Source organism: Acinetobacter pittii, assembly GCF_034067285.1.
Classification (GTDB): domain Bacteria; phylum Pseudomonadota; class Gammaproteobacteria; order Pseudomonadales; family Moraxellaceae; genus Acinetobacter; species Acinetobacter pittii_E.
In genome coordinates this window covers 468,268-483,558 of record NZ_CP139286.1, presented here as the reverse complement: position 1 = coordinate 483,558, position 15,291 = coordinate 468,268, and the positions used below count along the sequence as shown (strand labels likewise).

The window sequence follows — 15,291 nt, the reverse complement described above, 5'->3', positions numbered from 1 at the left end:
AATTTCTGTAATCCGAACTTCTCTTAAGTTCTGGTGGAGACTAGGAGAGTCGAACTCCTGACCTCCTGCGTGCAAAGCAGGCGCTCTACCAACTAAGCTAAGTCCCCAGCTTACATCATCAGTCATGTATCTTTTATCTATAACTTTAACCAGTCAAAGTCATGGTGGGTCTGACAAGACTTGAACTTGTGACCCCACGCTTATCAAGCGTGTGCTCTAACCAACTGAGCTACAGACCCTCAGATACATCTATGAAGAACAACTTGTTGTGGATTCTTACCAATCGTCAATCTTTCGTTAAGGAGGTGATCCAGCCGCAGGTTCCCCTACGGCTACCTTGTTACGACTTCACCCCAGTCATCGGCCACACCGTGGTAACCGCCCTCTTTGCAGTTAGGCTAGCTACTTCTGGTGCAACAAACTCCCATGGTGTGACGGGCGGTGTGTACAAGGCCCGGGAACGTATTCACCGCGGCATTCTGATCCGCGATTACTAGCGATTCCGACTTCATGGAGTCGAGTTGCAGACTCCAATCCGGACTACGATCGGCTTTTTGAGATTAGCATCCTATCGCTAGGTAGCAACCCTTTGTACCGACCATTGTAGCACGTGTGTAGCCCTGGCCGTAAGGGCCATGATGACTTGACGTCGTCCCCGCCTTCCTCCAGTTTGTCACTGGCAGTATCCTTAAAGTTCCCGACATTACTCGCTGGCAAATAAGGAAAAGGGTTGCGCTCGTTGCGGGACTTAACCCAACATCTCACGACACGAGCTGACGACAGCCATGCAGCACCTGTATGTAAGTTCCCGAAGGCACCAATCCATCTCTGGAAAGTTCTTACTATGTCAAGGCCAGGTAAGGTTCTTCGCGTTGCATCGAATTAAACCACATGCTCCACCGCTTGTGCGGGCCCCCGTCAATTCATTTGAGTTTTAGTCTTGCGACCGTACTCCCCAGGCGGTCTACTTATCGCGTTAGCTGCGCCACTAAAGCCTCAAAGGCCCCAACGGCTAGTAGACATCGTTTACGGCATGGACTACCAGGGTATCTAATCCTGTTTGCTCCCCATGCTTTCGCACCTCAGCGTCAGTGTTAGGCCAGATGGCTGCCTTCGCCATCGGTATTCCTCCAGATCTCTACGCATTTCACCGCTACACCTGGAATTCTACCATCCTCTCCCACACTCTAGCTAACCAGTATCGAATGCAATTCCCAAGTTAAGCTCGGGGATTTCACATTTGACTTAATTAGCCGCCTACGCGCGCTTTACGCCCAGTAAATCCGATTAACGCTTGCACCCTCTGTATTACCGCGGCTGCTGGCACAGAGTTAGCCGGTGCTTATTCTGCGAGTAACGTCCACTATCTGAAGGTATTAACTTCAGTAGCCTCCTCCTCGCTTAAAGTGCTTTACAACCATAAGGCCTTCTTCACACACGCGGCATGGCTGGATCAGGCTTGCGCCCATTGTCCAATATTCCCCACTGCTGCCTCCCGTAGGAGTCTGGGCCGTGTCTCAGTCCCAGTGTGGCGGATCATCCTCTCAGACCCGCTACAGATCGTCGCCTTGGTAGGCCTTTACCCCACCAACTAGCTAATCCGACTTAGGCTCATCTATTAGCGCAAGGTCCGAAGATCCCCTGCTTTCTCCCGTAGGACGTATGCGGTATTAGCATTCCTTTCGAAATGTTGTCCCCCACTAATAGGCAGATTCCTAAGCATTACTCACCCGTCCGCCGCTAAGATCAGTAGCAAGCTACCTCTCTCCGCTCGACTTGCATGTGTTAAGCCTGCCGCCAGCGTTCAATCTGAGCCATGATCAAACTCTTCAGTTAAAATCATTTTGTACCTTATTTAAAGACAAGGTACCAATTCTGGCTCATCAATTACTGACTTAAATTTCGCTCAAATAAACTTCGAGTAATTTAAACCAATCAATCAATGAAAATTATTTCGATTAATCAACCAGTAAAAATCCACACAAGTTGTTCTTCAATTCTCTTAATGATCTTCTTCCTGGTTCATCACCAGCAAGCTAGGTCGGCTATATTACTCTTAATCTCTTAAAAGTCAACAGGTAATTTCGATATTTTTAAAACTTATCTTCAAAACCAACTTCCCATCAAATTCATCACTCAAAGCAACCAACTTAATCACAAGTAACTGTTTTTCAACAAGTTTCTATCTGCATCACCGCCGATGGATGTGCATTATAGACCATTAAAAACCCTTTGCAACCCCTTTTTTAATATTAGTGCAACAATAGTTCGCTTTTTAATCAAAAATGATAAAAATAGTTATTTTTTATATAAACATGGCTGTAAAAGCATCAATTTATCTAAGATTTTTTCATCTTGATTCTTTTCTTGCCATCTAAGTGGCCGACAATCAATATATTCACAATATCCACCTTCACCTTGTAGACACTGTTCATTCCAGCTTAATTGATATTGAAAGCTTCCTACATATCCAGCTGCCAATCCAAACTTGTAGTCACCACGGCTTTGTGCATATAGTTCAAAAATTATTTTTCCATTTTTCTTACACTGCCAAGAAAATTCTCGTGGCAAATACATCTCTTTACCATTCGGTGTTTTAACTTTTGGATAAACCCGATGAATATGTAAATTTACATCTTCGGTAAAGCTTTCAACAGGTTTCCCAAATTCTTGTATTTCTAGTCTTGAGCATAAAATGATATTCCACTGATTTCTTATTTGTAGGAATGTAAGCTGTGTCGTCTCATTCAAATTAATAATTTGGCATGTATAGAAACATAAAGATAAGAACGGTAAATGCAGAGCCCTTGCGTGTTTAAATCGCCCCAATCCTTCAATTTGATATTTTTGCCCTTTATAAAAAATTTCTCCTTCACAAACACACAGTGTTGACCAATAGTCAGAAACGCCCCACTGTAATGCAGAGGCATTAGAAATATTCTCTGGGACTTGAATTAAAAGATCACAACCCATTTCGGGGTCTAAACGCTGAAGGCGAATCGTTGGAATTTGCCATTGAATCACATCTATTTTATCAAACTGATAGAGGGACGAATCAAACTGACATTGGCGACGAATAGAATATGTTTTTAAATGTCCCACGCTATGTTGGCTATTACTTACGAGTACAGTTGCAGTATCGATTGCCGAAGTTGTAATGCTGTGAGTGTTATAACAAAGAGGGATCCGCGGCTGTCCTACCAAACTAATGTAATTAAAATAACGAAGCGGGGTTGGTAAATTTGGAAGAATCAAGCCTTGATAAACAATTTTAAAAAAGCCACGAGAAGGTTGATAAACAACCCCCTCTTTAGCATTAAGGCCCAGCTGCTGTAATTGATTAATTTGACTTATCAACTTAGGCATACTGAACCTCTTCTATTTTATGTTTTTATTGTTTCATTACTCTTGCGTGCCAATAGAGTTGTAACAAAACCAGAGAGGGCATAGATAATCGAAACAGTCAAAATGCCCATTGGAATATTATAAGTGATTGCCGCAAAAATCAGTACTACTGGCAACATAACTACAAAAGGAACGCGTTTACGGTCCATCTGTTTGAAAGAATAATATTTAATATTGGAAATCATGAGTAATCCCACAACAACCATAAGAACGGCATTAATAGTTTTAATCGCAATATCACGTAAGTCAAAAATGAAAGGATAGTCGCGAGCCACCCAGACAAGTGAAATAATGATAATGGCAGCAAGTGGACTTGCTATGCCGATAAAATAACGCTTATCAACAACTCCAATTTGCACATTAAAACGTGCTAAACGAAAGGCTGCACAGGCTGTATAAACAAAACAGCATGCTAATCCAATACGCCCCAAATCATGCAAACTCCAGCTATACATCAGCATTGCTGGAGCCACACCAAAAGCTAACAAGTCCGATAGAGAATCATATTGTTCACCAAAAGCGCTTTGTGCACCAATCGCTCGAGCAACTCGACCATCTAAACCGTCAAGTAGCGCTGCAATAAAAATGGCATAGATCGCTTGGTTAAAATCCCCATTCATACTTGCAATGATGGAATAGAAACCGGACAACAGAGCAGCGGTTGTAATTAAGTTAGGCCAAAGGTAAATACCTCGGCGCTTCACTTTTTGTCCTTCCGGATTATCTTCTTCTTCAACCACTTCAAATGTAATCCCATCAAATGAATGTTCATTATGAGTTAAATCTTGCTCTGGTTTAGGCGCATTTGTCATTATTTTCTATTCCAAACATGTGCATTGATTTAAGTTAACTATTACTCACCTACTAACCAGCGAACAGCAGCATGACCACCAGTTTCTTGCATACGTAGATGCGGGAATAACCACTGTAGTGCTTGGTCTGCTTGTTCTGAGAACTGCCAAGGTGGGTTAATCACTAATAAACCACAACCATTTAGACCTACAGGAGTATCATCTGGCCATACACAAATTTCACAAACTAACTGACGGCGAATACCCGTTTTAAACATTTTCTTTTCAAAACGTTCAATCATCGCTCGGTCTTTAATTGGATACCAAACTGCAAAAACGCCTGTTGGCCATTTTTTATAGGCTTGTTGTAAAAGTTCAACCAATTGCGGAAAGTCTTTACGTTCTAATTCGTAAGGAGGGTCGATCATAACCAGACCGCGCTTTTCTTTTGGCGGAATTACACCGAGCAAGCCTTCATATGCATCGCGTTCATGTAAACCTGCACGTTTATCACGAATGTTATGACGTAATTGCTGAAATACATCGCGCTGCATTTCAAATATAGTCGCTTTGTCGATTTCACGCATGCCTTGCAAAGCAAACCAAGGAGAACCTGGATAACTACCCTTTCCTTCCTCAGAACGTAATTGTTCAACCAATTTCAGATATTGCTGGATCGCTTCAGGTGCCTGACGCTTTTCCATATCAGATAGTTGAACTAGACGATGAATGCCTGTGAGAAACTCTCCAGACTTTTGTGCAGGTGCCAGAGATAAATCATATTTGCCTGCCCCTCCATGCGTATCGATATAACGATAAGGTTTATCTTTAGCATTTAAACGGTTGAGCAGCTGTAGCAAAAGCACATGCTTCATAACATCTGCAAAGTTGCCCGCATGGAAATGGTGACGGTAATTCATGTTGACTTTAATTCCTCAATTCAACAAATAGTTTAACATGAAAAAAATATTCTTTCGTAAGGTTGTGATCATCTAAAATAGAGCTGCTTGATATTTTTACGATCTACCTGAGGTTATATGCACTCTCACTCGCTTCCTGATTCATGGAATTTGGATCAAATTTTAGATGATTTAAATACGCATGGCTTTGCCATTATAAATCAGGCCTATCCCGATCAATATCGCGCTCAGGTCGCTAATGAGTGCAGCCATCACATGGATGAATTTAGAGAAGCAGGTATTCAAAACGGCGTAGTTAGTAATATTCGTAATGACCATATTCTTTGGATTAACGATCAGCTTCCTATTGCTCAGCAACATATTGAAACTTTAAGTTTATTTTCACAAAGTTTAAATCAAGCATTCTATTTAGGAATTAAAGAAGTTGAAGCTCATTTTGCTCGTTATAATTTGGGTGAATTCTATGCTTTACACCGAGACAATCCCCAACAAAAAAATGATCGTATGATGTCAACTGTCTATTACTTACATCCAGAATGGCAAGAAGATTGGGGTGGACAATTACGACTACAAGATAAAAATGAGAAATGGCATATTGTTAATCCTGAACCCAATCGCCTGGTAATATTTCAAAGCGATTTATTACATGAAGTATTAACCTCAAAACAACAAAGACTCTCTATTACAGCTTGGCTTCGTAGTGGAAATTCCATCTGGGTCTAAAGGTTACTCTTTAAATTTGCTAAATGAACCCGATATAAAAGCTATTGATTAGGAAAGGTGATGGCGTATGTCTATTGAAAGTAAAACAATTGTGAACCGAATTGGTGAAACAGACCAACTTTATTTGACTGAAAATACGCCTGAGCTTGCTTTGGAGCGTGCTGATTTACGCATGCAACTTGTAGTATTAAGTCGTGTTCGCCAAGAGCAACTTCATTTTTTACAAGAAGCTATTGTTCTGCTTGAACAAGCTCGTATGGAATATGAAGAAATGCCATTGAGCTTATATCTTAATTTGTCTTTACACTTAGCCAAAGCGTATATGCTTTACTTTGAACTAAATAAAGAAAAACGTTTTGCATTAATTACTCAACAAATTTTGAAGCCCTTAGCGCATCATGAACATGCCGATATCTATTTCTTTTTGGCCTATGCTTCAGCAGCACGAGAAGAGTCAGCATTAACACGACATTGGTTAACTAAATATTTATCAACGTCTACGTGTGATCTTGAACTACTTCATGGCCAACCTGTATTTGACCTTGTACGTCATGAACCATGGTATAAAGATCAATTAAAAGTAAAAACACATTAAACCCTTAATGTTATAAAGCCTGTTTTACGTATTACATGTAAAAAAGGCTTTATTTTATGAACTTATTTTTTCACGCTGTCTTCATGTAACTGTTCATTCAGTTCATCAATCACCACAATCCACTCATCATCTTTTTCCCAATGACTTTTTAAAAAATCACTTTGCCCCTTTGACCAAAAAGAAGCTTCATGTAGTTTTTGTTCGGCTGGCAATTGATGTGTCTTGATAAAATTTTCAATACTTGCTTCATCTGAGTCCAAACCCAGTTGATCAAATAAAAGCTCTAATGTAGGTTGCTGCTCAAACATTGTTATTCTCCTATAACTTCTTTTAAATCATCTATTAACTAATCTAACAATAAAACGTTTTTACTTGCATGATAGTGTCTATATTTTCTTGTTGCTTTTTGTGTTCCCTTTTTCAGGGTTCAATAAAAAAGCACTCTATAAAGAGTGCTTTTTTTAATTCATCAAGTTGATGAATTATTTTACCATGTCAGCAATTGCTGCACGTTCTTCTTCAAGCTCGTTTAGAGTGAAGTTGATACGCTCACGGCTGAATTCATCGATTTCTAAACCTTGAACGATTTTGTATTCACCGTTTTCAGTTGTAACAGGGAAACCGAACATAACGCCTTCAGGAATACCATAAGAACCATCAGATGGAATACCCATAGTTACCCATTTGCCGTTTGTACCAAGCGCCCAATCACGCATATGATCAATTGCAGCATTAGCAGCAGAAGCAGCAGAAGACAAACCACGCGCTTCGATGATCGCAGCACCACGTTTACCAACAGTTGGAAGGAATACGTCTTTGTTCCAAGCTGGATCGTTAATTTTGTCTTTTAAGCTTTCGCCATTTGCAGTTGCAAAACGGTAGTCAGCATACATTGTTGGAGAGTGGTTACCCCAAACTGTTAAGTTTTCGATATCAGCAACTGCAACACCAGCTTTTTGAGCAACTTGAGTCAACGCACGGTTGTGGTCAAGACGCAACATCGCTGTGAAGTTTTTCGCTGGAAGATCTGGAGCAGATTTCATTGCGATATAAGCGTTAGTGTTTGCAGGGTTACCTACAACTAATACTTTAACGTTACGGCTAGCAACTTCGTTTAATGCTTGACCTTGACCGATGAAAATTTCACCGTTAACTTTTAACAAGTCAGCACGTTCCATACCAGGACCACGTGGACGAGAACCTACCAATAATGCGTAGTCAGCATCTTTAAATGCAACTTTCGGATCATCAGTCCCGATCATGCCAGCCAATAAAGGGAAAGCACAGTCATCAAGTTCCATCATTACGCCTTTAAGCGCTTGTTGTGCTTTTTCAACTGGAACTTCAAGCAATTGCAAAATAACAGGTTGATCTTTACCTAACATTTCACCGCTTGCGATACGGAATAATAAGCTGTAACCAATTTGACCTGCAGCGCCAGTCACGGCAACACGAACGGGTTGCTTCATGTAATTGTCTCCAATGAGTGTCCTTAATCGGGCTAAATAGGAATTCCATCTAACCAAATCATCATAAACGGCAAAGATTGTACTCTAAAGATTTGGCAGATGCATGTAAAAGCGACTCATTTTCACCAAAAGTCTGATAGAAAATACAAATTAACCTTTATAAATAGATTCAATGTATGGCGAGCATTTTCTTACAAAATGTTCACTACCTTTAGTAACTACCTTTAATCATGATTTCACCAGGGCAATTCGATACCACATGATTTGCACATTGTTTATATTGGCCTTTTACCGTGTAACAAACTTTCACTTCTGTTAAGACCACATCTGAACGCGATAACTGGCAACTAAAACGGATACCATTTTGAGGTAAGCTTGGATTAAGACGAGTAAACTGCTGCCTTAATGCTGATTGCTGCATTTCAACATTTGTTGAACTTGTAAGACTAGCCGGGATTTTTAAACGTTCAGCAAAATTAATAACTGTACGGAAATATTGGCTTGCATTCATAGGAACGCACCCCCCTACACTTTTCCATAGCTGCACACGAGCATTATTATCAGGCATAACCCGAGCTACGACTTTAGCTTGTAATGGAGAGAGGGCTGCTGAACTTTCTGTTGAACAATCAGTTTTTGTGGTTTCCGGCATAAGACCTGTAATTGTCAGTGAATAGCCTTCAAGACATTTACGTTGTTTTTGTTTAGAGGGATCTAATGCACATGCAGCTGGTGTCATTTGCACATGCATAACATACCCCTGTAAATTAACAGGTTCGGCATGTAAAACGGAACTCATCAATCCTACCCCTGCACAGAGTAACCACCATGCAAGTTGCAAAATTGAACGAAGTTCCAAATATCTATATTTCATTTAATTAAAACTTGAATATGCCAATTAAAAGAAGATCCATCATCAACCACCTTAAAGTTAAGGCGACGTACGCATTGGAATGACTTTCATACGTTGTGATAATGACTGAGCCCCTTGACCCAATATCACACCGTAATGTGTTGCATTCGTCATAACATGCTTGACGTAGTCTCTAGTTTCTAACAATGGAATTGTCTCAGTATATTGGTCAGCCGAAATTGATTGATAGTCCGGTTGCCAACGTCTAGCCCGATTAGGTCCCGCATTATAACCTGCAGTTGCCAAAACAGGGTTGTTGCTTAATTGTCCCTGAATCATCGACAAATAAAATGTTCCATATCGAATATTGGTATTCATTTCATTTAATGCAGCAGGATTATAAGTTTCACCCATTTGTCGTGCAATCAACTTCGCTGTATCAGGCATAATTTGCATAAGACCGCCCGCTCCAACGTGAGAACGTGCAGAGGTGACAAACCGGCTTTCTTGACGCATTAAACCATAAGCCCATGCTGGATCAATTCCTGCATTGTAACTATGACTTACGACATTAGTCTTATGTGGGGTCACATAACGATACGTATCATTGTGCTTATTCGTTGTACGATCTGCTGCATAGATTGCACGGTCATACCATCCCATATCATGAGCACGCTTTGCCGCAGCTAAAAGTAAACCATCATCGTGCTGAAGATAAGCTTGGCGAACAGCCCAATTCCACTCACGGTTAGTGTAAGTTGGATTTGCATTAATACGTCTTAAAGTAAAAGCACGATTGAAGTGAATATTCTGATCTAAACGTCTTAAATCACTTGCTGTTGGTTGATCATCATAAGGTTGATGGTTATAACGTTCACCTAAGCGATCTTTTGCTAAAAGGTTATGATAGTCATCACCCGCCTGAGCTAATTTTCTATAAATTTGTTGTGCTGTTGCTTTAGAAGCACTATCACCACGCTGCTCTGTCGCACGAGCAAGCCAATATTGCCAGCGGTCTTCTTGTTTTTGGGTCACGGTCATACTATCAATCGCACGGATTAAGCTTTCCCACGCGCCAAAACGGATTGACTGACGTGCATAAATTTCAGCTTCTTCCGGACTTAATGGATAACCATAACTTGCATCAAAGTATTGAAGAACTTCACGATTAAAATTATTTTTCATTACCGTGGTGCCACCAATATAGGCTACCGTACGATATAAATATTTTTGTACATTTTGTGGTGTACCTTGGGCGACACGCTGCACATTTGAAAAAGCATTACTCAAGTCATTATTAGCTAAACGCCCTAAAGCAAAAATCAAATAAGCATAATCTGCATCATTGGCCTTAGGTGCACTCCATAAATAGTTAAGCGGATTAGCCTGAATTTGGTTAAGCTGGGCCAAAGAAAGATTTAAGCCCAAAGTCTGTGCTGTCGCGAGCGCTTGTCCCGACAAACCTGCACGCAACTGTACCCATAGACGCTGTTGTTTATCTTGTGCACTCATTAAAGGACTAGATAACATCATGCGACCTAAGCCCACACAAGATTCCGGTTGTGATTCAGTCGCTAACCAAACATCTTTATATTCAGCAAAAACTAAAGCATCGCCGCTTTTCGCCCGCACTTGTGCTAAAGCACAATTTTCGGCTTGGTCAGGATTGGTAACGTAAGATAAGACAGGTTGTGCAGATGCAAAGTCAGCTTGTTTAACTTTTTCTTCAACATAATCAGCTGCTAATTTTTCAGCCATTGCTGATTGTGGATAGCGTTGAGCAAAGCTTACGATAGAGGCAGTGGGTTGAAAGCCAAGGTTGGTATTGAGTTTCCAATACTCTGGATAATATCCCAATACATCATTTTGCATTGCAAGCTGATATTGGTCTAATAACGCAGTATTACCACTATTTGCAGCATTTAAGGCATCATTGAACTGCTCTTCGGCAGCATAAGTAAATGAACAACCAAGTAAACACATAGCTCCTAACCAGCTACGATGCATATATTTATTTTTCATTACACGACTATGTATTGATGAGCTCTTTCTACTTGGTCTCATAAATGTGCTAAACCCTGACTATTCACCTTCAACGCATAGTTTAATTATTCTTCGTGCTTTCTTTTGTTGTGTTATGTAACTCTATGATTCAACATCATTAAAATTCACCTAATTTACTTCACAAAAACCTTGTCATGTTCTGAAAGTTTACTGTTATCGGTTCAGCTCAAATACTGCTATAATAAATGGTTTGACCCATTTTGGGCCAATTTATTCTTTTTAGATCGATCTGTTAGGAGCCTGCATGACGGTTCAAACCTTCATTCCCAATGGTGCCAAAGCTGCCTCAGAAAACACTGTTACCCAGCCAACGCACACCACTGATGTTTCAATAAAAAAACTTTATATTGAAACTCAAGGGTGTCAGATGAATGAGTATGACAGTCACCGTATGGCAGACCTTTTAGGGGACTCTCACGGCTACGTTTTAACGACCAACCCTAATGAAGCAGATATTCTGCTCATGAATACGTGTTCTATTCGTGAAAAAGCGCAGGAAAAAGTATTTAGTGAATTAGGCCGCTGGCGTAAACTCAAAGACAAAAATCCTGACCTGGTAATTGGTGTGGGTGGATGTGTTGCCTCTCAAGAAGGTGACAATATTCAAAAACGTGCGCCTTACGTGGACATGATTTTTGGTCCACAGACATTACACCGTTTACCACAAATGCTTGATCAACATAATGCTCAAGTAGAAAAACCAAAAAAAGATAAAATCAAACTGGTTGATATTTCTTTCCCAGATATTGAAAAGTTCGACTTTTTACCTGAACCACGTGTAGAAGGCTTTAAAGCATTCGTTTCTATTATGGAGGGCTGTTCTAAGTATTGTTCTTTCTGTGTAGTTCCTTATACACGCGGTGAAGAAGTTTCTCGTCCATTAGATGATGTACTTGCAGAAATCGCGGGTCTTGCTGAAAAAGGTGTTCGCGAAATTTCACTCCTTGGTCAGAATGTAAATGGATATCGCGGTGAAACCTTTGAAGGTGGCATCTGCACCTTCCCTGAATTGTTACGACTCGTTGCAGAAATTCCGGGTATCGGCCGTTTACGTTATACAACATCTCATCCACTTGAGTTCTCTGATGAGTTAATTCAGTGCTATGAAGATTTGCCTCAAATGGTGTCGCATTTACACTTGCCTGTTCAAAGTGGCTCTAATGATGTCTTACAGGCAATGAAGCGAAATCATACGATTGATGTTTATATCGATAAGATTGCCAAGCTAAGAAAAATTCGTCCAGATATGCATTTATCGAGTGACTTCATTATTGGCTTCCCAGGTGAAACTGATGAAAACTTCGCTGAAACACTTCAATTTATCAAAGACTTAGATTTCGATCACTCATATAGTTTTGTCTATTCAAAACGTCCGGGCACACCTGCATCGGACTTACCAGACACTACACCTGAGCACGTCAAAAAAGAGCGTTTAGCTCAAGTTCAAAAAGTGATTAAACAGTCTAGTATTGAAAAAACTGATGCAATGCTTGGCAAAATTGAACGCGTTCTTATTGAAAAAGTCTCGGACCAAGACCCTAATATTTTACTCGGTACAGCTGACAATACACGTTTAGTCACTTTTGTCGGTGATGCTGCTTGGGTTGGCCGTTTTGCGGAGATCGAGATTACTGAAATTAAAACTTTAAATTTAGTTTACGGTGAGCTCTTGAATCTTGAGCCTGACGTGGCGTAATGTAGAGGTATTCTAAAGTCTACTGAAAGGTTTTCTCTTGACTGCAGCGATTCGACGTACCGTAACATTTCCTGAAATTTCAATGGAACGTTTAAAGAGCATCTTGGGTGCCTATAATGGGCACCTTAAGCAAATTGAACAGCGTTTAGATGTCAAAATTACTCATCGTGGAGATGTTTTTCATATCGATGGTGAGATAGATGCTGTTGGGAGAGCCGAAGCATTATTGCAACGACTCTACGAAGAGTCTGAGGTATCCCAGCAAATCAGTGCCGATCTATTGCATCTGCTAATTCAATCTTCTCAAACTGAACGTAATTTCGAGTTAGTGGGAGAGGAAATGGATGAGCATGATGCACCAATGGATGTTTATTTCCAGACTCGAAAAGGCCGCATTAATCCACGTGGCGCCAATCAAAAACGCTATGTACAGCGTATTTTGCAAAGCGATATTTCTTTTGGGGTAGGCCCTGCTGGTACAGGTAAAACCTATTTAGCAGTTGCTGCCGCAGTAGATATGCTCGAACGTAACGAAATCCAGCGGATTTTACTTGTACGTCCTGCCGTGGAAGCTGGAGAAAAGCTCGGGTTCCTACCTGGTGATTTAACTCAGAAAATCGATCCATACCTACGCCCTCTTTACGATGCCCTCTACGAAATGCTCGGCTTTGAAAAAGTTGCCAAGTTAATCGAGCGTCAAGTGATTGAAGTTGCACCTCTTGCATATATGCGTGGTCGTACACTTAACCATTCGTTTGTAATTTTGGATGAAGCTCAAAACACAACACCTGAACAAATGAAAATGTTCTTGACCCGTTTAGGTTTTGGCTCTCGTGCAGTGATTACAGGTGATATTACCCAAGTAGATTTACCTCGAGGCCAACAATCTGGTTTGGCGCATGCACTACGTGTACTCGAGAACATTAAAGAAATTCATATTACCCGTTTCCATTCCCGTGACGTTGTACGTCATCAACTTGTTCAAAAAATTGTTGAAGCGTATGAAGGTTGGGATGGTGAACAACAGCGTCTTAATGCTGAAGCGCGTGCTGAACGTAAAGCACGTCAAGAGGCATTAGTTGCTGAAAACGATACAGCAGCAGACTTGCAACATCAGGATGCTTAAGGATTCATTTTGAAAATCAGTTTAAGTTTACAACAAGACTTTCAATCACCTGAGTTAGAGCTCAAACGAGCTCAACTCAAAAAAATTATTGAGACAACTTTACGCCACGTTGGTTATAAAGAAGATTGTGAAATTGGGGTTGCTTGCGTTGATCTGGATGAGAGCCAGCAACTCAATTTGCAGTACCGAGAAAAAGACAAACCAACTAATGTCTTATCTTTTCCAAGTGATATTCCTGAAGAAGTTTTACCAATGCTAGATGCCTTACCTCTAGGTGATTTGGTTATCTGCATTCCAGTGGTATTACAAGAGGCATTAGAGCAGAAAAAAACTGCCCAAAATCATTTTGCCCATCTATTAGTACATGGCGTTTTACATTTGCTCGGTTATGACCATGAAACTAGTGATGAAGATGCAGAAGAGATGGAAGGCTTAGAAATTGAAATTTTAGCAAAACTCAATATTGCAAACCCTTATCAGGAATAATGTGATCATTAGTAAAATGTGGATATCCTAAAAGTTATCCACATTTTTTTAATTAGTGAACCTCAAATTCCGCTTCAGCTGGATCAAAACGCCAAGTACGTACAATACGTAACTCCGAAATATCTTTCATATTGGCATCGAAATGTCCAAATGGTGCACCGCGACGTACTGAAGACTTAGCGGCTTCATCTAGTATTGAATGCCCTGAGCTTTCAAGCAAACGAATTGCACGAATCCCACCTTGAGCATTCAAAATCACCATTAAACGGACTTCACCTCTTAGTTGTTGCTGTTTGGCTTCTTCCGGATAATAGCGGTTACCGTAAAGCTCCACTTTTTCACGAAACTTATCTAAATAAGCAGCCGAGGCATCTTTCTTTGCTTGAATTCCATCTACTGTCTTGATTTTTTGCTGACGGCTAAAATCTTGCCGACGTTGTAAATATTGTGCTTCAAGGCTGGCAACCATCGCAGCTTTTGCTTGAAATTGACTTTGTAATTGTTCTAATTCTTTTTTCCTCTGACTTGCATTAGCTTGTTTTTGCCAACTCAAAACCGTCATTAGAACTTTTTCTTCAAATTTAAGTTCTCTTTGTTGCTGAACCTTTTGCAAAGTTTCTAACTCTGCACTTCCAGTTGAAGCCTCACTAAGCATAGGGTTTGGAGTATCACTAGAAGTCCGGTGAGCCTCACGAAATGCACCTGAACCCTGCTGGTTTGATTGAGCCAAAAAATCTGCCTGATTAACTGGCTCATTGCTTGGTCGAATTGAAATTGCAATTTCTTTAGTAGATTGCTCTGACGGGCTAGGCATGGCAAAGTGAATAAGCAATACAAAAATATGCAGCAAGATTGCCAATATTGTTGCAGCAATAAAGATTCGGTCTTGCCACCAATAATGAAAATGCTCTTTGGATCGACTTCTGGTGTTCAGCATAATCTTAAAAGCATATAAATGCCTTTTCCCCACGGTTTAATACCGAATAAAATGTAAACTAATATTCAAATTTGGATAAAAGTGTGATTCACTTCAAATAGAGAGTTTTATCCATTTTCATTTTGTCAAAATGTATCAATTAAATTTGTTACACTGCAATATCAAAACCCGTTTTTTATCATAATAAAGATTGTGTGGGCTCTTTAGTAAATTATCTTCTGGAAGT

Annotated in this window: 12 protein-coding genes, 2 tRNA genes, 1 rRNA gene and 1 pseudogene; 5 read left to right on the top strand and 11 right to left on the bottom strand. The window is 40.3% G+C overall.

The features are described 5' to 3' along the window. Positions 1 to 31 precede the first annotated feature (31 nt). The 6 genes and pseudogenes from SOI81_RS02350 to SOI81_RS02325 all read right to left on the bottom strand — a co-directional run bounded on the left by SOI81_RS02350 (position 32) and on the right by SOI81_RS02325 (position 5,116). Positions 32 to 107 (bottom strand) — tRNA-Ala (locus SOI81_RS02350). A 55-nt stretch (positions 108 to 162) separates the two neighbouring features. Beyond that, positions 163 to 239: transfer RNA gene (locus SOI81_RS02345), tRNA-Ile, on the bottom strand. A 59-nt stretch (positions 240 to 298) separates the two neighbouring features. Further along, positions 299 to 1,836: ribosomal RNA gene (locus SOI81_RS02340) — 16S ribosomal RNA — on the bottom strand. A 443-nt stretch (positions 1,837 to 2,279) separates the two neighbouring features. Beyond that, positions 2,280 to 3,366: pseudogene (locus SOI81_RS02335) on the bottom strand (DUF6670 family protein). A gap of 17 nt (positions 3,367 to 3,383) precedes the next feature. Beyond that, positions 3,384 to 4,217, bottom strand: coding sequence for a CDP-diacylglycerol--serine O-phosphatidyltransferase (gene pssA / locus SOI81_RS02330; RefSeq protein WP_224993506.1), 834 nt, complete (start codon positions 4,215 to 4,217; stop codon positions 3,384 to 3,386). Positions 4,218 to 4,258: 41 nt separating this feature from the next. After that, complete coding sequence (locus SOI81_RS02325; RefSeq protein WP_016143005.1) at positions 4,259 to 5,116, bottom strand: 23S rRNA (adenine(2030)-N(6))-methyltransferase RlmJ; 858 nt, start codon at positions 5,114 to 5,116, stop codon at positions 4,259 to 4,261. Positions 5,117 to 5,233: 117 nt separating this feature from the next. Here SOI81_RS02325 and SOI81_RS02320 point away from each other — a divergent pair, with 117 nt between their 5' ends. After that, on the top strand, positions 5,234 to 5,839 hold the full coding sequence (locus SOI81_RS02320) for a 2OG-Fe(II) oxygenase (RefSeq protein ID WP_320541174.1): 606 nt from the start codon (positions 5,234 to 5,236) through the stop codon (positions 5,837 to 5,839). 67 nt (positions 5,840 to 5,906) lie between these two features. Continuing rightward, complete coding sequence (locus SOI81_RS02315; protein WP_239975690.1) at positions 5,907 to 6,434, top strand: hypothetical protein; 528 nt, start codon at positions 5,907 to 5,909, stop codon at positions 6,432 to 6,434. A gap of 62 nt (positions 6,435 to 6,496) precedes the next feature. Here SOI81_RS02315 and SOI81_RS02310 read toward each other — a convergent pair whose 3' ends face one another. The 4 genes from SOI81_RS02310 to slt all read right to left on the bottom strand — a co-directional run bounded on the left by SOI81_RS02310 (position 6,497) and on the right by slt (position 10,778). Next, complete coding sequence (locus SOI81_RS02310; protein WP_002119522.1) at positions 6,497 to 6,742, bottom strand: DUF2789 family protein; 246 nt, start codon at positions 6,740 to 6,742, stop codon at positions 6,497 to 6,499. A gap of 174 nt (positions 6,743 to 6,916) precedes the next feature. Next, the gene (gene mdh / locus SOI81_RS02305) at positions 6,917 to 7,903 is read right to left on the bottom strand and encodes a malate dehydrogenase (RefSeq protein WP_002119517.1); all 987 of its coding nucleotides are present in this window, start codon (positions 7,901 to 7,903) and stop codon (positions 6,917 to 6,919) included. 211 nt (positions 7,904 to 8,114) lie between these two features. Then, entirely contained in the window at positions 8,115 to 8,777 is a 663-nt protein-coding gene (locus SOI81_RS02300) for a ribonuclease I (RefSeq protein ID WP_239975689.1), read from the bottom strand. Between the two features lie 57 nt (positions 8,778 to 8,834). Further along, positions 8,835 to 10,778 carry a lytic transglycosylase domain-containing protein gene (gene slt / locus SOI81_RS02295; RefSeq protein WP_025470448.1) on the bottom strand — a complete coding sequence of 648 codons (1,944 nt, stop codon included), beginning with the start codon at positions 10,776 to 10,778 and terminating at the stop codon, positions 8,835 to 8,837. Positions 10,779 to 11,064: 286 nt separating this feature from the next. Here slt and miaB point away from each other — a divergent pair, with 286 nt between their 5' ends. From miaB to ybeY, 3 genes are read left to right on the top strand one after another with little or no spacing between them, the layout of a single operon-like run. Next, complete coding sequence (gene miaB / locus SOI81_RS02290; protein WP_046813479.1) at positions 11,065 to 12,516, top strand: tRNA (N6-isopentenyl adenosine(37)-C2)-methylthiotransferase MiaB; 1,452 nt, start codon at positions 11,065 to 11,067, stop codon at positions 12,514 to 12,516. 37 nt (positions 12,517 to 12,553) lie between these two features. After that, positions 12,554 to 13,642 carry a PhoH family protein gene (gene phoL / locus SOI81_RS02285; protein ID WP_002119513.1) on the top strand — a complete coding sequence of 363 codons (1,089 nt, stop codon included), beginning with the start codon at positions 12,554 to 12,556 and terminating at the stop codon, positions 13,640 to 13,642. A gap of 9 nt (positions 13,643 to 13,651) precedes the next feature. Then, positions 13,652 to 14,128 (top strand): rRNA maturation RNase YbeY, encoded by a 477-nt coding sequence (ybeY, locus tag SOI81_RS02280; RefSeq protein ID WP_002119528.1) that lies wholly within the window; start codon positions 13,652 to 13,654, stop codon positions 14,126 to 14,128. A gap of 52 nt (positions 14,129 to 14,180) precedes the next feature. Here the strand turns inward: ybeY and SOI81_RS02275 are convergent, their stop codons facing one another. Beyond that, on the bottom strand, positions 14,181 to 15,065 hold the full coding sequence (locus SOI81_RS02275; protein ID WP_320541173.1) for an energy transducer TonB: 885 nt from the start codon (positions 15,063 to 15,065) through the stop codon (positions 14,181 to 14,183). Between the last annotated feature and the right edge of the window lie 226 nt (positions 15,066 to 15,291).

Coding starts and splice junctions, on each gene's coding strand:
- miaB (WP_046813479.1), top strand. CDS start 11,065: ATGACGGTTCAAACCTTCATTCCCAATGGTGCCAAAGCTGCCTCAGAA.
- slt (WP_025470448.1), bottom strand. CDS start 10,778: ATGAAAAATAAATATATGCATCGTAGCTGGTTAGGAGCTATGTGTTTA.
- SOI81_RS02325 (WP_016143005.1), bottom strand. CDS start 5,116: ATGAATTACCGTCACCATTTCCATGCGGGCAACTTTGCAGATGTTATG.
- SOI81_RS02315 (WP_239975690.1), top strand. CDS start 5,907: ATGTCTATTGAAAGTAAAACAATTGTGAACCGAATTGGTGAAACAGAC.
- SOI81_RS02275 (WP_320541173.1), bottom strand. CDS start 15,065: ATGCTGAACACCAGAAGTCGATCCAAAGAGCATTTTCATTATTGGTGG.
- SOI81_RS02320 (WP_320541174.1), top strand. CDS start 5,234: ATGCACTCTCACTCGCTTCCTGATTCATGGAATTTGGATCAAATTTTA.
- pssA (WP_224993506.1), bottom strand. CDS start 4,217: ATGACAAATGCGCCTAAACCAGAGCAAGATTTAACTCATAATGAACAT.
- SOI81_RS02310 (WP_002119522.1), bottom strand. CDS start 6,742: ATGTTTGAGCAGCAACCTACATTAGAGCTTTTATTTGATCAACTGGGT.
- mdh (WP_002119517.1), bottom strand. CDS start 7,903: ATGAAGCAACCCGTTCGTGTTGCCGTGACTGGCGCTGCAGGTCAAATT.
- SOI81_RS02300 (WP_239975689.1), bottom strand. CDS start 8,777: ATGAAATATAGATATTTGGAACTTCGTTCAATTTTGCAACTTGCATGG.